This is a genomic window from Streptomyces sp. NPDC026394, assembly GCF_055567735.1.
In genome coordinates this window covers 62540-78939 of the sequence record NZ_JBVHPX010000007.1, presented here as the reverse complement: position 1 = coordinate 78939, position 16400 = coordinate 62540, and the positions used below count along the sequence as shown (strand labels likewise).

14 protein-coding genes are annotated in these 16400 nt (G+C 70.4%); 7 read left to right on the top strand and 7 right to left on the bottom strand.

All coding sequences use genetic code 11. The features are described from left to right. Nucleotide 1: 1 nt before the first annotated feature. From ACZ4QV_RS18475 to ACZ4QV_RS18465, 3 genes are all read right to left on the bottom strand, one after another. Nucleotides 2-1297 (bottom strand): M18 family aminopeptidase, encoded by a 1296-nt coding sequence (locus tag ACZ4QV_RS18475; protein ID WP_361153353.1) that lies wholly within the window; start codon nucleotides 1295-1297, stop codon nucleotides 2-4. Between the two features lie 430 nt (nucleotides 1298-1727). Then, a complete protein-coding gene (locus tag ACZ4QV_RS18470; RefSeq protein ID WP_361153355.1) occupies nucleotides 1728-3554 on the bottom strand; it encodes an acyl-CoA dehydrogenase in 1827 nt (608 codons plus the stop codon). Between the two features lie 277 nt (nucleotides 3555-3831). After that, on the bottom strand, nucleotides 3832-4269 hold the full coding sequence (locus tag ACZ4QV_RS18465) for a hypothetical protein (protein ID WP_467763129.1): 438 nt from the start codon (nucleotides 4267-4269) through the stop codon (nucleotides 3832-3834). Nucleotides 4270-4356: 87 nt separating this feature from the next. Here ACZ4QV_RS18465 and ACZ4QV_RS18460 point away from each other — a divergent pair, with 87 nt between their 5' ends. After that, a complete protein-coding gene (locus tag ACZ4QV_RS18460) occupies nucleotides 4357-4827 on the top strand; it encodes an SseB family protein (RefSeq protein ID WP_003980379.1) in 471 nt (156 codons plus the stop codon). Between the two features lie 58 nt (nucleotides 4828-4885). Here the strand turns inward: ACZ4QV_RS18460 and ACZ4QV_RS18455 are convergent, their stop codons facing one another. Beyond that, a complete protein-coding gene (locus ACZ4QV_RS18455) occupies nucleotides 4886-5488 on the bottom strand; it encodes a hypothetical protein (RefSeq protein ID WP_361153361.1) in 603 nt (200 codons plus the stop codon). A 351-nt stretch (nucleotides 5489-5839) separates the two neighbouring features. Between ACZ4QV_RS18455 and ACZ4QV_RS18450 the strand changes: the two genes are divergently transcribed. Both ACZ4QV_RS18450 and ACZ4QV_RS18445 read left to right on the top strand, forming a co-directional pair. After that, complete coding sequence (locus tag ACZ4QV_RS18450) at nucleotides 5840-6796, top strand: pirin family protein (RefSeq protein WP_361580990.1); 957 nt, start codon at nucleotides 5840-5842, stop codon at nucleotides 6794-6796. Nucleotides 6797-6915: 119 nt separating this feature from the next. Next, complete coding sequence (locus ACZ4QV_RS18445; RefSeq protein ID WP_361153367.1) at nucleotides 6916-8061, top strand: AI-2E family transporter; 1146 nt, start codon at nucleotides 6916-6918, stop codon at nucleotides 8059-8061. On the opposite strand, the gene ACZ4QV_RS18440 is transcribed toward ACZ4QV_RS18445, so the two are convergent. Further along, the gene (locus ACZ4QV_RS18440; RefSeq protein ID WP_361153370.1) at nucleotides 7965-10202 is read right to left on the bottom strand and encodes an ATP-binding SpoIIE family protein phosphatase; all 2238 of its coding nucleotides are present in this window, start codon (nucleotides 10200-10202) and stop codon (nucleotides 7965-7967) included. The two genes, ACZ4QV_RS18445 and ACZ4QV_RS18440, sit on opposite strands and share 97 nt — an antisense overlap. A 167-nt stretch (nucleotides 10203-10369) precedes the next feature. Here ACZ4QV_RS18440 and aspS point away from each other — a divergent pair, with 167 nt between their 5' ends. The 4 genes from aspS (at nucleotide 10370) to ACZ4QV_RS18420 (ending at nucleotide 13583) form a co-directional block, all read left to right on the top strand. Beyond that, nucleotides 10370-12133, top strand: coding sequence for an aspartate--tRNA ligase (gene aspS, locus ACZ4QV_RS18435; protein WP_361580996.1), 1764 nt, complete (start codon nucleotides 10370-10372; stop codon nucleotides 12131-12133). A gap of 71 nt (nucleotides 12134-12204) precedes the next feature. Beyond that, nucleotides 12205-12822: a Uma2 family endonuclease gene (locus ACZ4QV_RS18430; protein WP_467763128.1), complete on the top strand. Its 618-nt coding sequence runs from the start codon at nucleotides 12205-12207 to the stop codon at nucleotides 12820-12822. Between the two features lie 120 nt (nucleotides 12823-12942). Beyond that, nucleotides 12943-13152, top strand: coding sequence for a type II toxin-antitoxin system VapB family antitoxin (locus ACZ4QV_RS18425; RefSeq protein WP_361159969.1), 210 nt, complete (start codon nucleotides 12943-12945; stop codon nucleotides 13150-13152). Continuing rightward, nucleotides 13149-13583: a PIN domain nuclease gene (locus ACZ4QV_RS18420; protein WP_361159971.1), complete on the top strand. Its 435-nt coding sequence runs from the start codon at nucleotides 13149-13151 to the stop codon at nucleotides 13581-13583. Before ACZ4QV_RS18425 ends, ACZ4QV_RS18420 begins: the two co-directional genes overlap by 4 nt. Nucleotides 13584-13640: 57 nt before the next feature. Here ACZ4QV_RS18420 and metG read toward each other — a convergent pair whose 3' ends face one another. Continuing rightward, nucleotides 13641-15350 (bottom strand): methionine--tRNA ligase, encoded by a 1710-nt coding sequence (gene metG, locus ACZ4QV_RS18415; RefSeq protein ID WP_361159974.1) that lies wholly within the window; start codon nucleotides 15348-15350, stop codon nucleotides 13641-13643. Nucleotides 15351-15485: 135 nt separating this feature from the next. Next, the gene (locus tag ACZ4QV_RS18410; RefSeq protein WP_467763127.1) at nucleotides 15486-16376 is read right to left on the bottom strand and encodes a class I SAM-dependent methyltransferase; all 891 of its coding nucleotides are present in this window, start codon (nucleotides 16374-16376) and stop codon (nucleotides 15486-15488) included. Nucleotides 16377-16400 lie beyond the last annotated feature (24 nt).

Here is a 16400-nt window from a genome sequence, read left to right as displayed (position 1 = left end):
CTCAGCCCTCCAGGAAGGCCGTCAGGGCGCTCGCCAGCAGGTGCGGGTCCTCGCTGCCGCACAGCTCGCGCGCCGAGTGCATCGACAGGATGGCAACGCCGATGTCGACCGTGGCGATTCCGTGGCGGGCCGCGGTGATCGGCCCGATGGTGGTGCCGCAGGGCATGGCGTTGTTCGAGACGAAGGACTGCCACGGCACGCCGGCCCGCTCGCAGGCGTCCGCGAAGACCGCGCGGCCGCTGCCGTCGGTGGCGTACCGCTGGTTGACGTTGACCTTCAGGATCGGCCCGCCGTTGGGCATCGGGTGGTGGCCCGGGTCGTGCCGCTCGGTGTAGTTGGGGTGCAGGGCGTGGCCGGTGTCGGAGGAGAGGCAGACCGTGCCGGCGAAGGCGCGGGCGCGGTCCTCGTACGAGCCGCCGCGGGCGAAGACCGAACGTTCCAGCACCGTACCGAGCAGCGGGCCGTCGGCGCCGGTGTCGGACTGGCTGCCGTTCTCCTCGTGGTCGAAGGCGGCGAGCACCGGGATGTACGGCGGCTCCTCGTCGGACGTGGCGACCGCCGCCAGCGCGGCCGTACCGGCGTGCACGGACAGCAGGTTGTCCATCCGCGGACCGGCCACCAGCTCGCGGTCACGGCCGAGGTAGGCGGGCGGCTCGATGCTGTGGAGCATCAGGTCCCAGCCGCGTATGTGGCCGGCCGGCACTCCGATCTCCTCCTCCACGAAGGCGACCAGATCACCTTCGCGCACCTCGCCCAGGCCCCAGATCGGCGTCATGTGGCGCTGCTTGTCGAGCTTGAGGCCGTCGGCGTTGACCGAGCGGTCCAGGTGCACGGCGAGCTGCGGCACCCGCATCAGGGCGCGGTCGACGTTGACCAGCCGGCTGCTGCCGTCGCGCAGCGTGACCCGGCCGCTCAGGCCCAGGTCACGGTCGAGCCAGGTGTTGAGCAGGGTGCCGCCGTAGACCTCGACGGCGACCTGCCGCCAGCCGCGGTGGCCGGTGTCCGGGATGGGTTTGACGCGCAGATTGGGCGAGTCGGTGTGTGCGCCGACGATGCGGTACGGAGTGGCTGCCGTGGCGCTCTCCGGGACGTACCAGGCGATGATCGCCCCGCCGCGCAGGACGTACTTGCCGCCGCTCTCGCCGTCCCAGGCGTCGGTCTCGGCCACCTGCCGGAACCCCGCCTTCTCCAGCCGCTCGGCCGCGTTGGCCACTGCGTGGTACGGCGAGGGGGCGGCGGCGAGGAAGGACATCAGGTCGTCGGTGTGGCCGCGGTCGAAGCGGGCGGAATGGCTCATGGATTCAGCATAAGGACTAGCGGGCGCCCTTCCTCGGTATACGAATCCGCATGCATCACGGCAGGAGAACCGGAACGCCCCGGCGGCCGGCGTTCGCGCGGCTCCCGGAGGGCCGTGACCACGGCTCATGGAGGCCCGCGTCGGCGTCTCCGGGAGGCCCGCGTCCGCGTCCCCCGGAAGGCCCGTACGGGAACCCGGGCGGCCCGTTCGGGAATCTCCTGGAAGCCCGTTCGGGCACCTTCCGTCAGGCCCGTACGGCAGCTCCCCGAACGACGATGCCCGCCTCCCCGGGGGATGGGAGGCGGGCAACGCCAGACTGGCGCGCTTGTCTGAGAACGCTGTGAGAGCGTCCCGTAAACCGGTTTTTTCCGGACGGGGCTTAAGCCGCCCTTAGAAGACCCGCAGAGCGCGCCGTGCCCCTCGGGTCACCTCAGAACGCGGCCTCGTCCAGCTCCATCAGCGACTGGTCGACGGTCTCGGCCAGTCCACGCTGCACGGACACGCCCGGCAGCACGTTGTGCGCGAAGAACTTCGCCGCCGCGATCTTGCCCTCGTAGAACGGCTTGTCCTTGCTGGAGGCGCCCGCCAGCTTCTCGCTCGCGACCGCGGCGCCCTTCAGGAGCAGGTAGCCGATGACGACGTCGCCGGAGGCCATCAGCAGGCGGGTGGTGTTCAGCCCCACCTTGTAGATGGACTTCACGTCCTTCTCGGTGCCGGCCAGGTCGGTCAGCATCGCGCCGACGATCGCCTCCAGGTCGGCGGCGGCCTTGGCCAGCTCGCCGCGGGCCGTCTCCAGCGCCTCGCCGCCGACGGCCTCCGCGAGGAACTTCTTGATCTCCTCGGAGAGCGCGGTCAGCGCCTGGCCCTGGTCCCGGACGATCTTCCGGAAGAAGAAGTCCTGGCCCTGGATGGCGGTGGTGCCCTCGTAGAGGGTGTCGATCTTGGCGTCCCGGATGTACTGCTCGATCGGGTACTCCTGGAGGTACCCGGAGCCGCCGAAGGTCTGCAGCGACTGGGCCAGCTGCTCGTAGGACTTCTCCGAGCCGTAGCCCTTGACGATCGGCAGCAGCAGGTCGTTCAGGCGGGTCGCGGCGGTGGCGTCCTCACCCGCGGCCTCCTTGGCGATGATCTCGTCCTGGACGGTCGCGGTGTAGAGCACCAGGGCGCGCATGCCCTCGGCGTACGCCTTCTGCGTCATCAGCGCGCGGCGCACGTCGGGGTGGTGGGTGATGGTGACGCGCGGCGCGGTCTTGTCGGTGAAGGCGGCCAGGTCCGGGCCCTGCACACGCTCCTTGGCGTACTCCAGGGCGTTGAGGTAGCCGGTGGAGAGGGTGGCGATGGCCTTCGTGCCGACCATCATCCGCGCGAACTCGATGATCTTGAACATCTGGCGGATGCCGTCGTGCTTCTCGCCCAGCAGCCAGCCCTTGGCCGGGTGGTTGGCGCCGAAGGTCATCTCGCAGGTGTTGGAGGCCTTCAGGCCCATCTTGTGCTCGACGTTGGTGGCGTAGACGCCGTTGCGCTCGCCCAGCTCGCCGGTCTCCCAGTCGAAGTCGTACTTCGGCACGATGAACAGCGACAGGCCCTTGGTGCCCGGACCGGCACCCTCGGGACGCGCCAGCACGAAGTGCACGATGTTCTCGGACATGTCGTGCTCGCCGGAGGTGATGAAGCGCTTGACGCCCTCGATGTGCCAGGTGCCGTCCGCCTGCTGCGTGGCCTTGGTGCGGCCGGCGCCCACGTCCGAACCCGCGTCGGGCTCGGTCAGCACCATGGTGGAGCCCCACTGACGGTCCACCATGAGCTGTGCGATGCGGTGCTGCTCCTCGGTGCCCTCCTCGTGCAGCACGCCCGCGAAGGCCGGGCCGGAGGCGTACATCCAGACGGCCGGGTTGGCGCCCAGGATGGTCTCGGCGAAGGCCCACAGCAGGGAGCGCGGCGCGGTGGTTCCGCCGATCTCCTCCGGGATGCCCAGCCGCCACCACTCGGCGTCCATGTACGCCTGGTAGCTCTTCTTGAAGGTGTCGGGCACCGGCGCGGTGTTGGTGTCCGGGTCGAAGACCGGCGGGTTGCGGTCGGTGTCCGCGAAGGAGTCCGCCAGCTCGTTCTCGGAGAGCCGGGCGATCTCGTTCAGCACGCTCTTGGCGGTGTCGACGTCCATCTCCGCGAACGGTCCGGTGCCGTACACGGCGTCGCGGCCGAGCACCTCGAAGAGGTTGAACTCGATGTCGCGGAGATTCGACTTGTAGTGGCCCATGGGTACGGCTCCGTAAGGTTCGGGAGGAGACCCAGCGCTTGGAAGCGAGGGACCTCAAACGCAATACCAGCAAGTAGCTACGATGATGCTACCCGTCGGTAATAAGAAGCAACCCCTGACCGCCCATCTGTGACGAGCGTCAATGCGCGGCGCCAGGGCCCCTGCCGTACGTCTACGGGGGCCGCGGTGCCCTTTTTGCGCCGCTCCGGAGGGGCCGGGCGGCCCTGCCGCACGCCCCTGTCGCTCCCCACGGCCCTTCTATGGCTCCCTACGGCTCCTACCGCCACTGCTGCGACGTGTCACTGGTGGTCACCCGGCACACGGCGGGCTTCCCCGGCCCCGCGGACTTCCCCGAGGCGACCTGGCGCTCGCCGTCGAGCAGGATCCGGCAGGAAGCCGTACCGTTCCCGGCCGGCCGCACCTTCAGCCACGCTTCCTCACCCGCGTCCACGACCACCGTCTCGCGCCACGGCAGACGCGTCCTGCCGGTCTCCTCCTCGCGCTCGTCACCGCCGTCGGAGTGCCGGTAGCGCACCTCGTCGGCCCGCGGCGGCCCTCCCGTGGGGGTGGCCTCGTACGTCAGGGACCAGGCGGCCTGCGCGTTCCTGAGCTGGATGGCGCCGAAGAGCATCAGCCCGCAGGCGGTCACGGCGCTGACGGTGAGCAGCACGCCGCCACGGGTGACGCGCGGCTTCGGTCGATCGCGATCGGTCATCGGTGCGGGCCTCGGTCGGTCGGGCGGACTCTGAGCTCTTCCAACGTAGCGGCGTACGTACCGCGCCGACTCAGTACGCTGTGCCGCATGTACGGCTACGACCAGAACGCGGGCGCCGGGCAGCAGCAGTACGGTGCGCCCCCGCCGCAGCACCCGGCCCCCGGCGGCTACGGCGAGCAGCCGCTCTACCCCGAGCCGTCCCCGCCCTCCCTCGCCGACGCGGTGCGTGCCTTCACCACCGGCTCGATGTCGGCGGAGGACTTCCAGGGCATCTTCTCGACCTCCAAGGTCTACTGCCCGCGCGGCGACAACCCCGGGTTCCTGGCGCTGCACAACACGCAGCAGCCGGTCATCCCGATGTTCACCTCGCTCAAGGAGCTGCGCCGGTACGCGGGCAAGGAGTCCAAGTACTTCGTGATCACCGGCGCCGAGGTCCTCGACCTGCTCCCCACCGGCTACGGCTTCGTCCTGGACATGGAGGGCGACCACCGCATGGTCTTCGACGCCAAGTCGGTGGAACAGATGGTCGACTTCGCGATGCGCCGGATGTACGGCTGACATCCGCACGACGGCGGCGCCCCGGGGCGCCGCCGCGCTGCCATCGGTTCCGCGCCAGTCACTCCAGCCCGGCCTGTGCCTTCGACACCAGCTTCCCGTCGGAGAACACGAGCGATGCGTTGCCCAGCCCGTCCGCCGACATGCAGGTGTAGCCGGTCGCCGAGCTGTCCGCGATGTCGGTGTCGGAGTTCTTCTCGCACGTCCCCGCGACGGCCAGGGCTTCCTGCTCGGTCATCCCGGTCCGCAGCCGGTCGTACTTCTCCTTGGTCATCGACCCCTTCCTGGCCGCGTCGCCGCCCAGGCCCACCTGCCCCTTGGCGGCCAGCCGGCCGTTGCTGAAGGTGAACGTCGCCGAGCTGAAGGCTTCGGCGCCCTGGCAGGTCAGCACCTTGCCCCGGACGCCGGCCACCTCGTCCTCCGCCGAGGACTCGCAGGGGCCGGTGATCGCGGTGACCTCGCGCTCGGACATGCCCGTACGGACCCGGTCGTACATCTCCTTGGTGATCTTGCCCTTCCCGGCCGGCGCGGACGGCGACGTCGAGCCGCCGGATCCGCCGCTCTCCTCCTTGCCGCCGTCGGAGCCGCCCATGGAGGCGAACACGGCGATGATCGCGATCACCACCACGACGGCCGCGACGGCCGCGGCGATGCCGCAGGTCATACATCCCTTGCCGCGCTTGCGCCCGGGTGGCGGCGGTGCTGCCGAGTACGGCGAGCCGGGCGGTGCCGGCTGTCCCTGTCCCGAGGCCGCCGGGGGACCCTGGCCCGGCTGCCTCCACCTTTCTCCGTGGCCCGCTGGGTCCTGAGCGGATGCACCCATGCGTCCAGAGTGCGCCGGACACGCGGTCGGCGCGAGGGGCGCGGGAGGGGCGGAAGTGGTGCGCCGGGTACCGCTTTCCGGCACCGCCGTGACCTGCGGCTTCTCCGTCGTAAGGGGCTGGGGAATGACGGACGCCTTGCAGGTTGTTCAGTCTTCAACTAAGTTGAACGGTGAACGACCGAGGAGGCCGTCATGCCCGCAGTGACCGTAGAGAACCCGCTGACCCTGCCGCGGGTATCGGCGCCCGCCGACGCCCGGCCGCGAGCCGTGCTCGCGGTGTCCACCGCGCCGAGCGGTTTCGAGGGGGAGGGCTTCCCGGTACGCCGTGCCTTCGCCGGCATCGACTACACGTACCTGGACCCGTTCATCATGATGGATCAGATGGGCGAGGTGGAGTACGCGCCGGGGGAGCCCAAGGGCACCCCCTGGCACCCGCACCGCGGCTTCGAGACCGTCACGTACCTGATCGACGGCAGCTTCATCCACCGTGACTCGCACGGCGGCGGTGGCGTCATCAACGACGGCGACACCCAGTGGATGACGGCGGGCTCCGGCCTGCTGCACATCGAGGCGCCGCCGGAGGAGCTGGTCATGACGGGCGGGCTCTTCCACGGCCTCCAGCTGTGGGTGAACCTGCCCAAGAAGGACAAGATGATGGCGCCGCGCTACCAGGACATCGGCGGCGGCCAGGTCAAGCTGCTGACCTCGGCGGACGGCGGTGCGCTGCTGCGGCTGATCGCGGGTGACATCGACGGTCACGAGGGGCCGGGCATCACCCACACCCCGATCACGATGATGCACGTCTCGGTCAATCCTGGTGCCGAGGTGACCATCCCGTGGCGCTCGGACTTCAACGCGCTGGCGTACGGGCTGGCCGGCCGCGGCACCGCGGGCCCGCTCGGGCGGCCGTTCCGTACCGGACAGGCCGTCGTGTTCGGCCCCGGCGGCGACTCGCTCACCCTCCGGGCGGACGCCACACAGGAGTCCCGCAGCCCCAACCTGGAGGTCGTGCTGCTCGGCGGGCAGCCGATCCGCGAGCCGATGATGCACTACGGCCCGTTCGTCATGAACACCCACGCCGAACTGGCCCAGGCCTTCGAGGACTTCCAGGCCGGACGGCTGGGGACGGTGCCGGCCGAAGGCCACTGAGCCGGAGACAGCGGGTACGGGCCGACGGTGGTCCGTACCCGCCCGCGGCCGCATCAAGACCGCATCCGCTCGCGGCGGAATGCCGCCCCGCACGGGCGGCCCCGTGATCCACTGGCGGGGTGCGAAACGATCTGAGACCCCCGGACCGTCAGCCGCTGCTCCCGGACCCCGCCCGCCGTGCCGCGGCCTGGTGCGGTGTGGGCCTGCTCGTCGCCGCCGTGGCGGCGGTCGGCGTCTGGCTGTGCGTGACCCTGAGCGCCGCCGTCACCCCCGTTCTGCTGGCACTGCTCGGCAGCGCGCTGCTCGGGCCGGTCTACCGGCGGCTGGTGGCGATGAAACTGAACCGTTCGCTGGCCGCCGGGCTGACCTGCGCCCTGCTGATCGTGGTGGTCGGCGGCGCCGGGTACATCGTCGTCAGCGCGCTGATCGACACCGGCGACCAGATCATCGCCTCGCTCAAGGACGCCGCCAAGGAGGTGTCCCGGCACTTCGGCGCCGCCGGCACCTCACTGGACGACATCGTCTCCAACGCCAAGCCCTTCATAGGGAAGTTCGGCGGCACCGCGGCCACCGGTGTCCTGGAGGGCGTCGGCGTCGTCGCGGCCACCCTCGCCGCGTCCGTACTCGCCCTGTTCCTGACGTTCTTCTTCCTGCGCGACGCGGACAAGGCCGTCCGCGCCCTGCACGACTGGGCGCCCGGCGACTCCGGCCCGGGGCTGGAGCAGATGGCCCGCCGCGGCTACCAGGCCATCGAGGGCTTCATGCGCGGTACGACGCTGATCGCGCTGATCGACGCGGTCGGCATCACCGTCGGCCTGCTGATCCTCCAGGTGCCCGGCGCGTTCGGGCTGGGCGCGCTGGTCTTCGTGGGCGCCTACATCCCGTACCTGGGCTCGTTCCTGTCCGGCTCGGTGGCCGTGCTGGTCGCGTTCGCCGACGACCGGGGCCCGGCCATCGCGATCTGGACGCTGGGCATCGTCCTGGTGGTGTTCTTCCTGGAGGGCCACATCCTCCAGCCGATCGTGCAGAGCCGTACGGTCCAGATGCACCCGGCCATCGTGATGCTGGCGATCACCGCGGGCGCCAGCGTCGCCGGGGTGATGGGGATGCTGCTGTCCGTGCCGCTGACCGCGGCGGCGTTCGGCGTGCTCTCGGAGCTGCGCCGGCACTACGCCGCGGGTTCGGGCAGCGGATCGACCGGCGGGCCGGCCGGGGCGGCGAGGTCCGCCAGTGACGGCTCGGCGCCGCCCGCCGCGTCCTCGTAGAGCTCGAACCACGTCGACTTGCCGTCGCCGCGCGGGTCCACGCCCCACGCGCCCGCCAGCAGTTCCATCAGCACCAGGCCGCGCCCCGAGGAGGCCAGTTCGCCCGGGGTACGGCGGTGCGGCAGCTCGTCGCTGCTGTCGGCGACGTCCACGCGGATCCGGCGGCTGCCCTTCTCGCCGGTGATCTCCGCGACCAGCAGCGCGTCCCCGTCCGTGTGCATCAGCACGTTGGTGACCATCTCGGAGACCATCAGGACGGCCGAGTCGACCTGGTCCTCGTCGGCCCAGTCGTGCAGCACGTCGCGGACCTGGTGACGGGCCTCCGCTATCCGCTCGGGCTCGGCCTGCTTGACGGTCAGCACCGTACGGCGGACGGGCCGGTGCGCCGCCGTGCCGCCCGTACCCACCCCGCAGCTCCCGCCCTCGCGGCACAGCAGCAGCATCGCTATGTCGTCCTCGCGGCGATCCATGAACGGGCCGGTGGTGTGGTACGACGGCGGGCCGTGCACGGCCTGCACGAGCGCGTCGGCGAGCTTCTCCAGGCCCGCCGCGTCCTCCAGGGTCGGCGCGACCACGTCCGTGGCGGTGCCGGACGGGTCCTCGGCCCCGTATGTCTCGATCACGTGGCGCAGCCGCGCCCAGCCCGACTCCAGGTCGTGCCCGCCGGTCTCGATCAGCCCGTCCGTGCAGACCAGCATCGTCTCGCCGGGCTCCAGGACGAGCCGGGTGGTGGGGTAGTCGGTGTCCGGCACGATGCCCAGCGGCAGGCCGCCCGCGGTGGGCCGGACGAGAACGGTCCCGTCGGCCATCCGGATGGTCGGGTCGGGGTGCCCGGCCCGCGCGATGTCCAGCAGGCCGGTCGCCGGGTCCACCTCGATGTAGAGGCAGGTGGCGAAGCGCGGGTCCTCGCCGCCGAACTCGGTGTCGTTGATGCCGGACAGGAAGCGGGAGGCGCGGGAGAGCACCGCGTCGGGGTGGTGGCCCTCGGAGGCGTAGGCGCGCAGGGCGATCCGCAACTGCCCCATCAGGCCGGCGGCCCGTACGTCGTGGCCCTGCACGTCGCCGATGACCAGCGCGAACCGGCCGGACGGCAGCGTGATCATGTCGTACCAGTCGCCGCCGACCTCCAGGCCGCCGCCGGTCGGCACGTACCGCGCCGCCACCGTCATGCCGGGGATGTCCGGATGCACCGTCGGCATCATGCTGCGCTGCAGGCCGTCGGTCAGCTCGCGCCGCGACTCCTGGTCGCCGGCGCGGGCCAGCGCCTGGGCGAGCATCCGGGCGACGGTGGTGAGCACCGAGCGTTCGTCGGGTGTGAAGGCGACCGGCGTGCCGAAGGCCGCCATCCAGGCGCCGATCGTGCGGCCCGCGCTCACCAGGGGCAGGAAGGCCCAGGATGCCCGGCGGAAGGCGGCGGCCAGCGGCCAGGTGGCGGGGTAGCGGCGGCGGTAGTCCTCGGGGGTGGGCAGGTAGACGGCGCGGCCGGTCCGTACCACCTCGGCGGCCGGATAGTCGGTGTCCAGCGGCATGTCGACGAAGGGGGCGAGATCGCCCTGCCGGTGCCCGTGGTGGCCGATGACGGAGATCCGGTCGCCCTCGATGCCGAAGACCGCCAGGCCGTCCGGGCTGAAGCCGGGCATGGACAGGCCGGCGGCGACGCGCAGCACCTCGGCGGTGGAGTGCGCCTCGGCCAGCGCGCGGCCCGCGTCCAGCAGGAACGCCTCGCGCGAGCGGCGCCAGTCGCCGTTGGCCGGGGCGTGCGGGGAGGCGGTTCCGGGCTGGGCCTCGAAGATCTCCTGGACGGTGCCGACCAGCTCGTAGTCCGTGTGGTCGGTGTCGCTGCGCAGGAAGGCGCGGGAGCGGGTGCGGACGGTGCGCAGCACCCGGCCGGCGCTGTCCATGACGCGCAGCCGTGCCTCGGCGATGCTGCTCTCGGTGACGGCGAGGTTGACGATGCCGGTGATCTCGGCGAAGTCGGCGGGGTGGAGGCGGGAGCGCATGGCCGCCTCGGACAGCTCGGTGGGCTCCGCGGGCAGCCCCAGCAGCCGGGCGGTCTCGGCGTCGAGGGTCACTTCTCCCGAGACGTTGTCCCAGCGCCACAGGCCGGTCGCGGTGGCGGCCAGGAGGTCCTTGGTGCGCATTGCATCACTTTATGTGGGTTTGACGGCGGCCGACCAGTGCGGCGGACCCGACCATCATCCCATGGCCCGATTGACGCGCATATGACAACCGCGGGCGGTGGGGTGACCGGTAACCTGGAACGGTTACAGGAAACCCACCCTCCAACTTGCGACGACTTGGATGAGCGATGCATCGGTACCGGTCCCATAACTGTGGCGAGCTCCGAGCCGCGGACGTCGACACCGACGTCCGCCTCAGCGGCTGGCTGCACAATCGACGTGACCTGGGCGGCATCCTCTTCATCGATCTGCGCGACCACTACGGTCTGGTCCAGCTCGTCGCCCGTCCCGGCACCCCCGCCAACGAGGCGCTCGGCTCCCTGACCAAGGAGTCCGTCGTCCGTATCGACGGCAAGGTCAGCGCCCGCGGCGCGGACAACGTCAACCCCGACCTGCCCACCGGCGAGATCGAGGTCGAGGTCACGGCCGTCGAGGTGCTGGGCGCCGCCGAGCAGATCCCCTTCACGATCAACGCCGAGGACGGGGTCAACGAGGAGAAGCGCCTCGAATACCGCTTCCTCGACCTGCGCCGCGAGCGGATGCACCGCAACCTGATGCTGCGCACCGCCGTCATCTCCGCCATCCGGCACAAGATGACCGCGCTCGGCTTCAACGAGATGGCGACGCCGATCCTGTCCGCGACCTCCCCCGAGGGCGCCCGCGACTTCCTCGTCCCGTCCCGGCTGCACGCCGGCAAGTTCTACGCGCTGCCGCAGGCCCCGCAGCAGTTCAAGCAGCTCCTGATGATCGCGGGCTTCGACCGCTACTTCCAGATCGCGCCCTGCTTCCGCGACGAGGACGCCCGCGCCGACCGCTCGCCGGGCGAGTTCTACCAGCTCGACGTCGAGATGAGCTTCGTCGAGCAGGAGGACGTCTTCGGCCCGATCGAGCAGCTGATGACCGAGCTGTTCACCGAGTTCGGCGGCGGCCGCACGGTCACCTCGCCGTTCCCGCGCATCCCGTTCCGCGAGTCGATGCTCAAGTACGGCTCCGACAAGCCGGACCTCCGCGCCGAGCTGGAGCTGGTCGACGTCTCGTCCGTCTTCGCCGGCTCCGGCTTCAAGGCCTTCGCCGACAAGCACGTCCGCGCCCTGGCCGTGCCGGACACCGCCGACCAGCCGCGGAAGTTCTTCGACCAGATGGGTGACTTCGCCGTCCAGCAGGGCGCGAAGGGCCTGGCCTGGGTCCGCGTGGGCGAGTCGAACACCCTGACCGGTCCGATCGCCAAGTTCCTCACCGAGGACGACGTGAAGGCGCTGGTCGAGGCGCTGGACCTGAAGCCCGGCTCCGCCGTCTTCTTCGGCGCCGGCGAGTTCGACGAGGTCTCCAAGATCATGGGCGCGGTCCGCGTCGAGGCGGCCAAGCGCACCGGCCACTTCGTCGAGGGCGAGTTCCGCTTCTGCTGGATCGTCGACTTCCCGATGTTCGAGAAGGACGAGGACACCGGCAAGATCGAGTTCTCCCACAACCCGTTCTCCATGCCGCAGGGCGGCCTGGAGGCGCTGGAGACCAAGGACCCGCTGGACATCCTCGCCTGGCAGTACGACATCGTCTGCAACGGCGTCGAGCTGTCCTCCGGCGCCATCCGCAACCACGAGCCGGACGTCATGTACAAGGCGTTCGCCATCGCCGGCTACGACAAGGACACCGTCGAGGCCGAGTTCGGCGGCATGCTCCGCGCCTTCAAGTTCGGCGCCCCGCCGCACGGCGGCATCGCCCCCGGCGTCGACCGCATCGTCATGCTCCTCGCCGACGAGCCCAACATCCGCGAGACCATCGCCTTCCCCCTCAACGGCAACGCCCAGGACCTGCTCATGGGCGCCCCGTCGGAGGTCGAGGAGTCGCGCCTGAAGGAGCTGCACCTGTCGATCCGGAAGCCGCAGGTCAAGTAGTTCATACGTACGTGTGAAGGGCCCGCGATCGGATGATCGCGGGCCCTTTCGCGTGCCACGCTGCGGGGGGGATGGCGACACACGAAGCGGCTCCGGCCGCGGCGGACAGCGAAGACGTACACGCGAGTGTCCTGAGCCAGGAGCAGTTCGAGGAGCTGGCTCGCTTCGGTGAGCGCGTGGACGAGGCGCTGCGCCTGGAGTTCGTCAACGGGAGGATCCGGGAGAAGCCCATGCCGGACGGCGACCATGCAGAGATCATCGCGTGGTTGACGCGTCTGTGCATGAAGGCCGATGAGGGATGGTGGCTTCACGCGGGACGGGGGCTGCGGGTCGGGACGTACCGCAAGAGCAATGCTCGCCCTACCGGCTGCCTCGCGCCGAGCGAGAACTTCGTCGGCCAGGGCGGGTGGACGGACGCCGAGGGAGTGCTCATGGCCGTCGAGATCACCTCCCGTGACCACGCCGCCGATCGCCGGGACCGCGTGGAGAAGCCGAAGGCGTACGCCGAGACCGGCATCCCGGTGTACCTGCTGATCGACCGGGACACCTGCGAGGTCAAGGTGCACTCGCAGTCCGACGGCGGCCGCTACGAGATGCTCCTGACGGTGCCGTTCGGGAAGACGGTCGCCCTGCCGGACCCGGTGGGCATCGAACTGGACACCGAGCCGCTGAAGGGCTGGGTGCGCTGAGGCGGCGTATCGGCGAGGGAGCTGGGGAGGGTTCTGCGGGCGTCGCGTTGACGGTTCATTGGACGGCCGGATGGCCCGCATATACAGTTTTTGTAGACTGATATATGGGGAGTGATCGGTATGTCGAAACTTTTGCTGGAGGTCGACGACGAGGCGCTGGCGGAAGCCGCGAAGCTCCTCGGCACGAAGACCAAGAAGGACACCGTCAACATGGCGCTGATGGAGGTGGCCAAGCGGCGTAGTCGGGCCATAGCGCTCGCCAAGCTCAGGAAGAGGGGTGCGCGCGGCGACTTCGATCTTCTCCTCGACAAGAGGAACTACCGCGGGTGAAGAACTCGTACCTGATCGACACTTCGGCCGCCGTACGACTGCTGAGCAGCGAAGCGTATGACGATCACTGGGCAGAACCTATGGTCAACGGCTTGATCGCCATGTGCGACCTCACGGAGATCGAGGTTCTCTGCTCGGCGAGGTCGCGCCGGGACCGGGATGGCATACAGGAAGAACTGCGCCAGGCGTTCGTCTGGGCCCCCGTGCCCGACCTGGTCTTCCAGCGAGCCCGTGAGGTGCAGCAACTCCTCACCGACCACGGCGAACACCGTTCCGCCGGCCCGGTCGACCTGATCGTTGCCGCCACCGCGGAACTCTCCGGCATGACGCTTCTGCACTACGACCGTGACTTCGACACGGTCTCCCGGCGTACCTGCCAGCCGTCCTGCTGGCTGGCGGAGCCGGGCGTGGAATCGAAGCGGGAGACATGACGGGGGCCCGGAACCGGTGACCGGTTCCGGGCCCCTCGGCCTACGTCGTCCGCGTGCCTACTCCGCCGCGCCGAACCGCTCCCGGTACGCCGCCAGGTCATCCTCCGTGATCTTCGCGAAGAGCACCGGCGGGACCGTGAACGCCGTACCCGCCGGGACCGAGGCCAGCGCCCGCGCCTCCTCCGCCGTGACCCAGGCCGCCGTGTCGCCGTCGAGCGCGAACGCGCCGCGCATCGCCTTCGCCGCCGCCGGGATGAACGGCTCCGAGACGATCGCGTACAGGTGGATCAGGTTCATCGCCGTACGCAGCGTCAGCGCCGCCGCTTCCTGGTCGGTCTTGATCTCCAGCCAGGGGGCCTTCTCCTCCAGGTAGGAGTTGCCCGCGCTCCACAGCGCCCGCAGGGCCGCGGCCGCCTTGCGGAACTGGAGGGCCTCCATGTGGCCCTCGTACTCCGCCAGCAGCTCGGCGATCTGCTCGCCCAGCTTCGCCTCGGCCTCCCCGGCCGCCGCGCCCGCCGGCACCTCGTCGCCGAAGCGCTTGCGGGAGAAGGACAGCACCCGGTTGACGAAGTTGCCGAGGGTGTCGGCCAGGTCCTTGTTGACCGAGGAGGAGAACAGCTCCCAGGTGAAGGACGTGTCGTCGGACTCCGGCGCGTTGGCGATCAGGAAGTAGCGCCAGTAGTCGGCGGGCAGCAGCTCCAGCGCCGCGTCGGTGAAGATGCCGCGCCGCTGCGAGGTGGAGAACTTGCCGCCGTAGTACGTCAGCCAGTTGAACGCCTTGAGGAAGTCGACCTTCTTCCACGGCTCGCGGGTGCCCAGCTCGGTGGCCGGGAACATCACCGAGTGGAACGGGACGTTGTCCTTGGCCATGAACTCCGTGTAGCGCACGTCGTCGGCCTCGTACCACCACGACTTCCAGTCGCGGTTCGCCGGGTCGGCGTCCGCCCACTCCTTCGTCGAGGCGATGTACTCGATCGGCGCGTCGAACCAGACGTAGAAGACCTTGCCCTCGGCGGCCAGCTCCGGCCACACGTCGGCCGGCACCGGCACGCCCCACTCCAGGTCACGGGTGATCGCCCGGTCCTGGAGGCCCTCGGTCAGCCACTTGCGGGCGATGGACGACGCCAGCGTCGGCCAGTCCTCGCTGCTGTCGTCGATCCACTGCTCGACCTCGCCCTGGAGCTTGGACTGGAGCAGGAAGAGGTGCTTGGTCTCGCGCACCTCCAGGTCGCTGCTGCCGCTGATCGCCGACCGGGCGTCGATCAGGTCGGTCGGGTCCAGGACCCGGGTGCAGTTCTCGCACTGGTCGCCGCGCGCCTTGTCGTAACCGCAGTGCGGGCAGGTGCCGACGATGTAGCGGTCCGGGAGGAAGCGCTCGTCGGCGATCGAGTAGACCTGCCGGATGGCGCGCTCCTCGATGAAGCCGTTCTCGTGCAGCTTGCGCGCGAAGTGCTGGGTCAGCTCCACGTTCTGCTGCGAGGAGCTGCGCCCGAAGTGGTCGAACTGCAGATGGAAGCCGTCGTAGATGGCCTTCTGCGCGTCGTGCTGCTCGCCGCAGTACGCGTCGACGGACTGGCCGGCGTCCTTGGCCGCCAGCTCGGCGGGCGTGCCGTGCTCGTCCGTCGCACAGATGTAGAGCACCTCGTGGCCGCGCTGGCGCATATACCGCCCGTACACGTCGGCCGGGAGCATGGACCCCACCATGTTGCCCAGGTGCTTGATCCCGTTGATGTACGGAAGGGCGCTGGTGATGAGGTGTCGAGCCATTGCCGGCTGCTCCCAAGTCGCTACGGTGAGTGAGGTTTTGTTCTACGGAACGTCAATATCGTACTGGACGGGTACGGGGCGACCGCGCCCGGTTTTCCGCGCTCGGTACGGTCCTTGATCGTCTCTTTCGGGCGGTCAGGGCCGGCGGGCCACCACGAGCCCCCAGCCGGGGCTGCCGTCGGGGCGACGGGCGGCTCCCCGCACCGGCCGGAGCTCCACGGTGAACCCCGCCGTGCGCAGATCGGCCCGTATGTCGCGCAGCGCGCAGGTCCGGTAGTACATGACGAACGGGGGACGCCACAGCGCGTTCCGTGCGCGCATCACCGCGTCGAAGCCGAGCAGGGTCCAGTACAGCGCGGAGCGGGGGTGCGGGGGCGCGGCGATCGGGAAGGCGAAGGTCCCGCCCGGACGCAGCGCCCGGTGCACACCGGCGAAGACCGCGGCGCGCTCGGCGGGCAGGAAGTGGCCGAGGGCGCCGAAGGTGACGGCCAGGTCGAAGGCGGCGGGGAAGGGGAGGGCGCGGGCGTCGGCGCGTACGTACGCTGCGGTGGGGCCGGTGGGGCCGGTGGGGCCGGTGGGGCCGGTGGGGCCGGTGGGGCCGGTGGGCGGGGCTTCCGTGGCGGGACCGGTGGATGGCCCCTCGGTGGTGGGGTCGGCGGGCGGACCCGTCGTGGGCTCCCGACCCGTCGTGGACTCCGGACCGACCGTGGGCTCCGGACGGACTGTGGGCTCCTGCGCGCTCCGCGCCGCCGCGAGCATCCCCGTACTGAAGTCGGCCCCCACGATCCGCTCCCGGCACAGGGACCGCAGCACGCCCATGCCCGCTCCCGTGCCGCAGCAGACGTCGAGCCCGGACCCGAACGGGCCGAGGCCCCGCAGCGCCTCCGCCGTCGCGTCGAGAATCCGGTCCGGCGTACGGAACGGTGTGTGATCGAACTTCGGGGCCAGCAGGTCGTAGCCGCGCTCGACGGAGGAGAGCGCCTGCACGGTCAGCTCGCGGAGCGTCGGTCCCTCGGGGGTGAACACGGGGCCAGCGTACTGAGGTCGGCT

What these genes read in the sequence shown, in the direction of transcription:
- ACZ4QV_RS18430 (WP_467763128.1), top strand. Translation starts at nt 12,205, where the DNA reads ATGGCGACACACGAAGCGGCTCCGGCCGCGGCGGACAGCGAAGACGTA.
- aspS (WP_361580996.1), top strand. Translation starts at nt 10,370, where the DNA reads ATGCATCGGTACCGGTCCCATAACTGTGGCGAGCTCCGAGCCGCGGAC.
- ACZ4QV_RS18455 (WP_361153361.1), bottom strand. Translation starts at nt 5,488, where the DNA reads ATGACCTGCGGCATCGCCGCGGCCGTCGCGGCCGTCGTGGTGGTGATC.
- ACZ4QV_RS18465 (WP_467763129.1), bottom strand. Translation starts at nt 4,269, where the DNA reads ATGACCGATCGCGATCGACCGAAGCCGCGCGTCACCCGTGGCGGCGTG.
- ACZ4QV_RS18450 (WP_361580990.1), top strand. Translation starts at nt 5,840, where the DNA reads ATGCCCGCAGTGACCGTAGAGAACCCGCTGACCCTGCCGCGGGTATCG.
- ACZ4QV_RS18440 (WP_361153370.1), bottom strand. Translation starts at nt 10,202, where the DNA reads ATGCGCACCAAGGACCTCCTGGCCGCCACCGCGACCGGCCTGTGGCGC.
- ACZ4QV_RS18460 (WP_003980379.1), top strand. Translation starts at nt 4,357, where the DNA reads ATGTACGGCTACGACCAGAACGCGGGCGCCGGGCAGCAGCAGTACGGT.
- metG (WP_361159974.1), bottom strand. Translation starts at nt 15,350, where the DNA reads ATGGCTCGACACCTCATCACCAGCGCCCTTCCGTACATCAACGGGATC.
- ACZ4QV_RS18425 (WP_361159969.1), top strand. Translation starts at nt 12,943, where the DNA reads ATGTCGAAACTTTTGCTGGAGGTCGACGACGAGGCGCTGGCGGAAGCC.
- ACZ4QV_RS18475 (WP_361153353.1), bottom strand. Translation starts at nt 1,297, where the DNA reads ATGAGCCATTCCGCCCGCTTCGACCGCGGCCACACCGACGACCTGATG.
- ACZ4QV_RS18470 (WP_361153355.1), bottom strand. Translation starts at nt 3,554, where the DNA reads ATGGGCCACTACAAGTCGAATCTCCGCGACATCGAGTTCAACCTCTTC.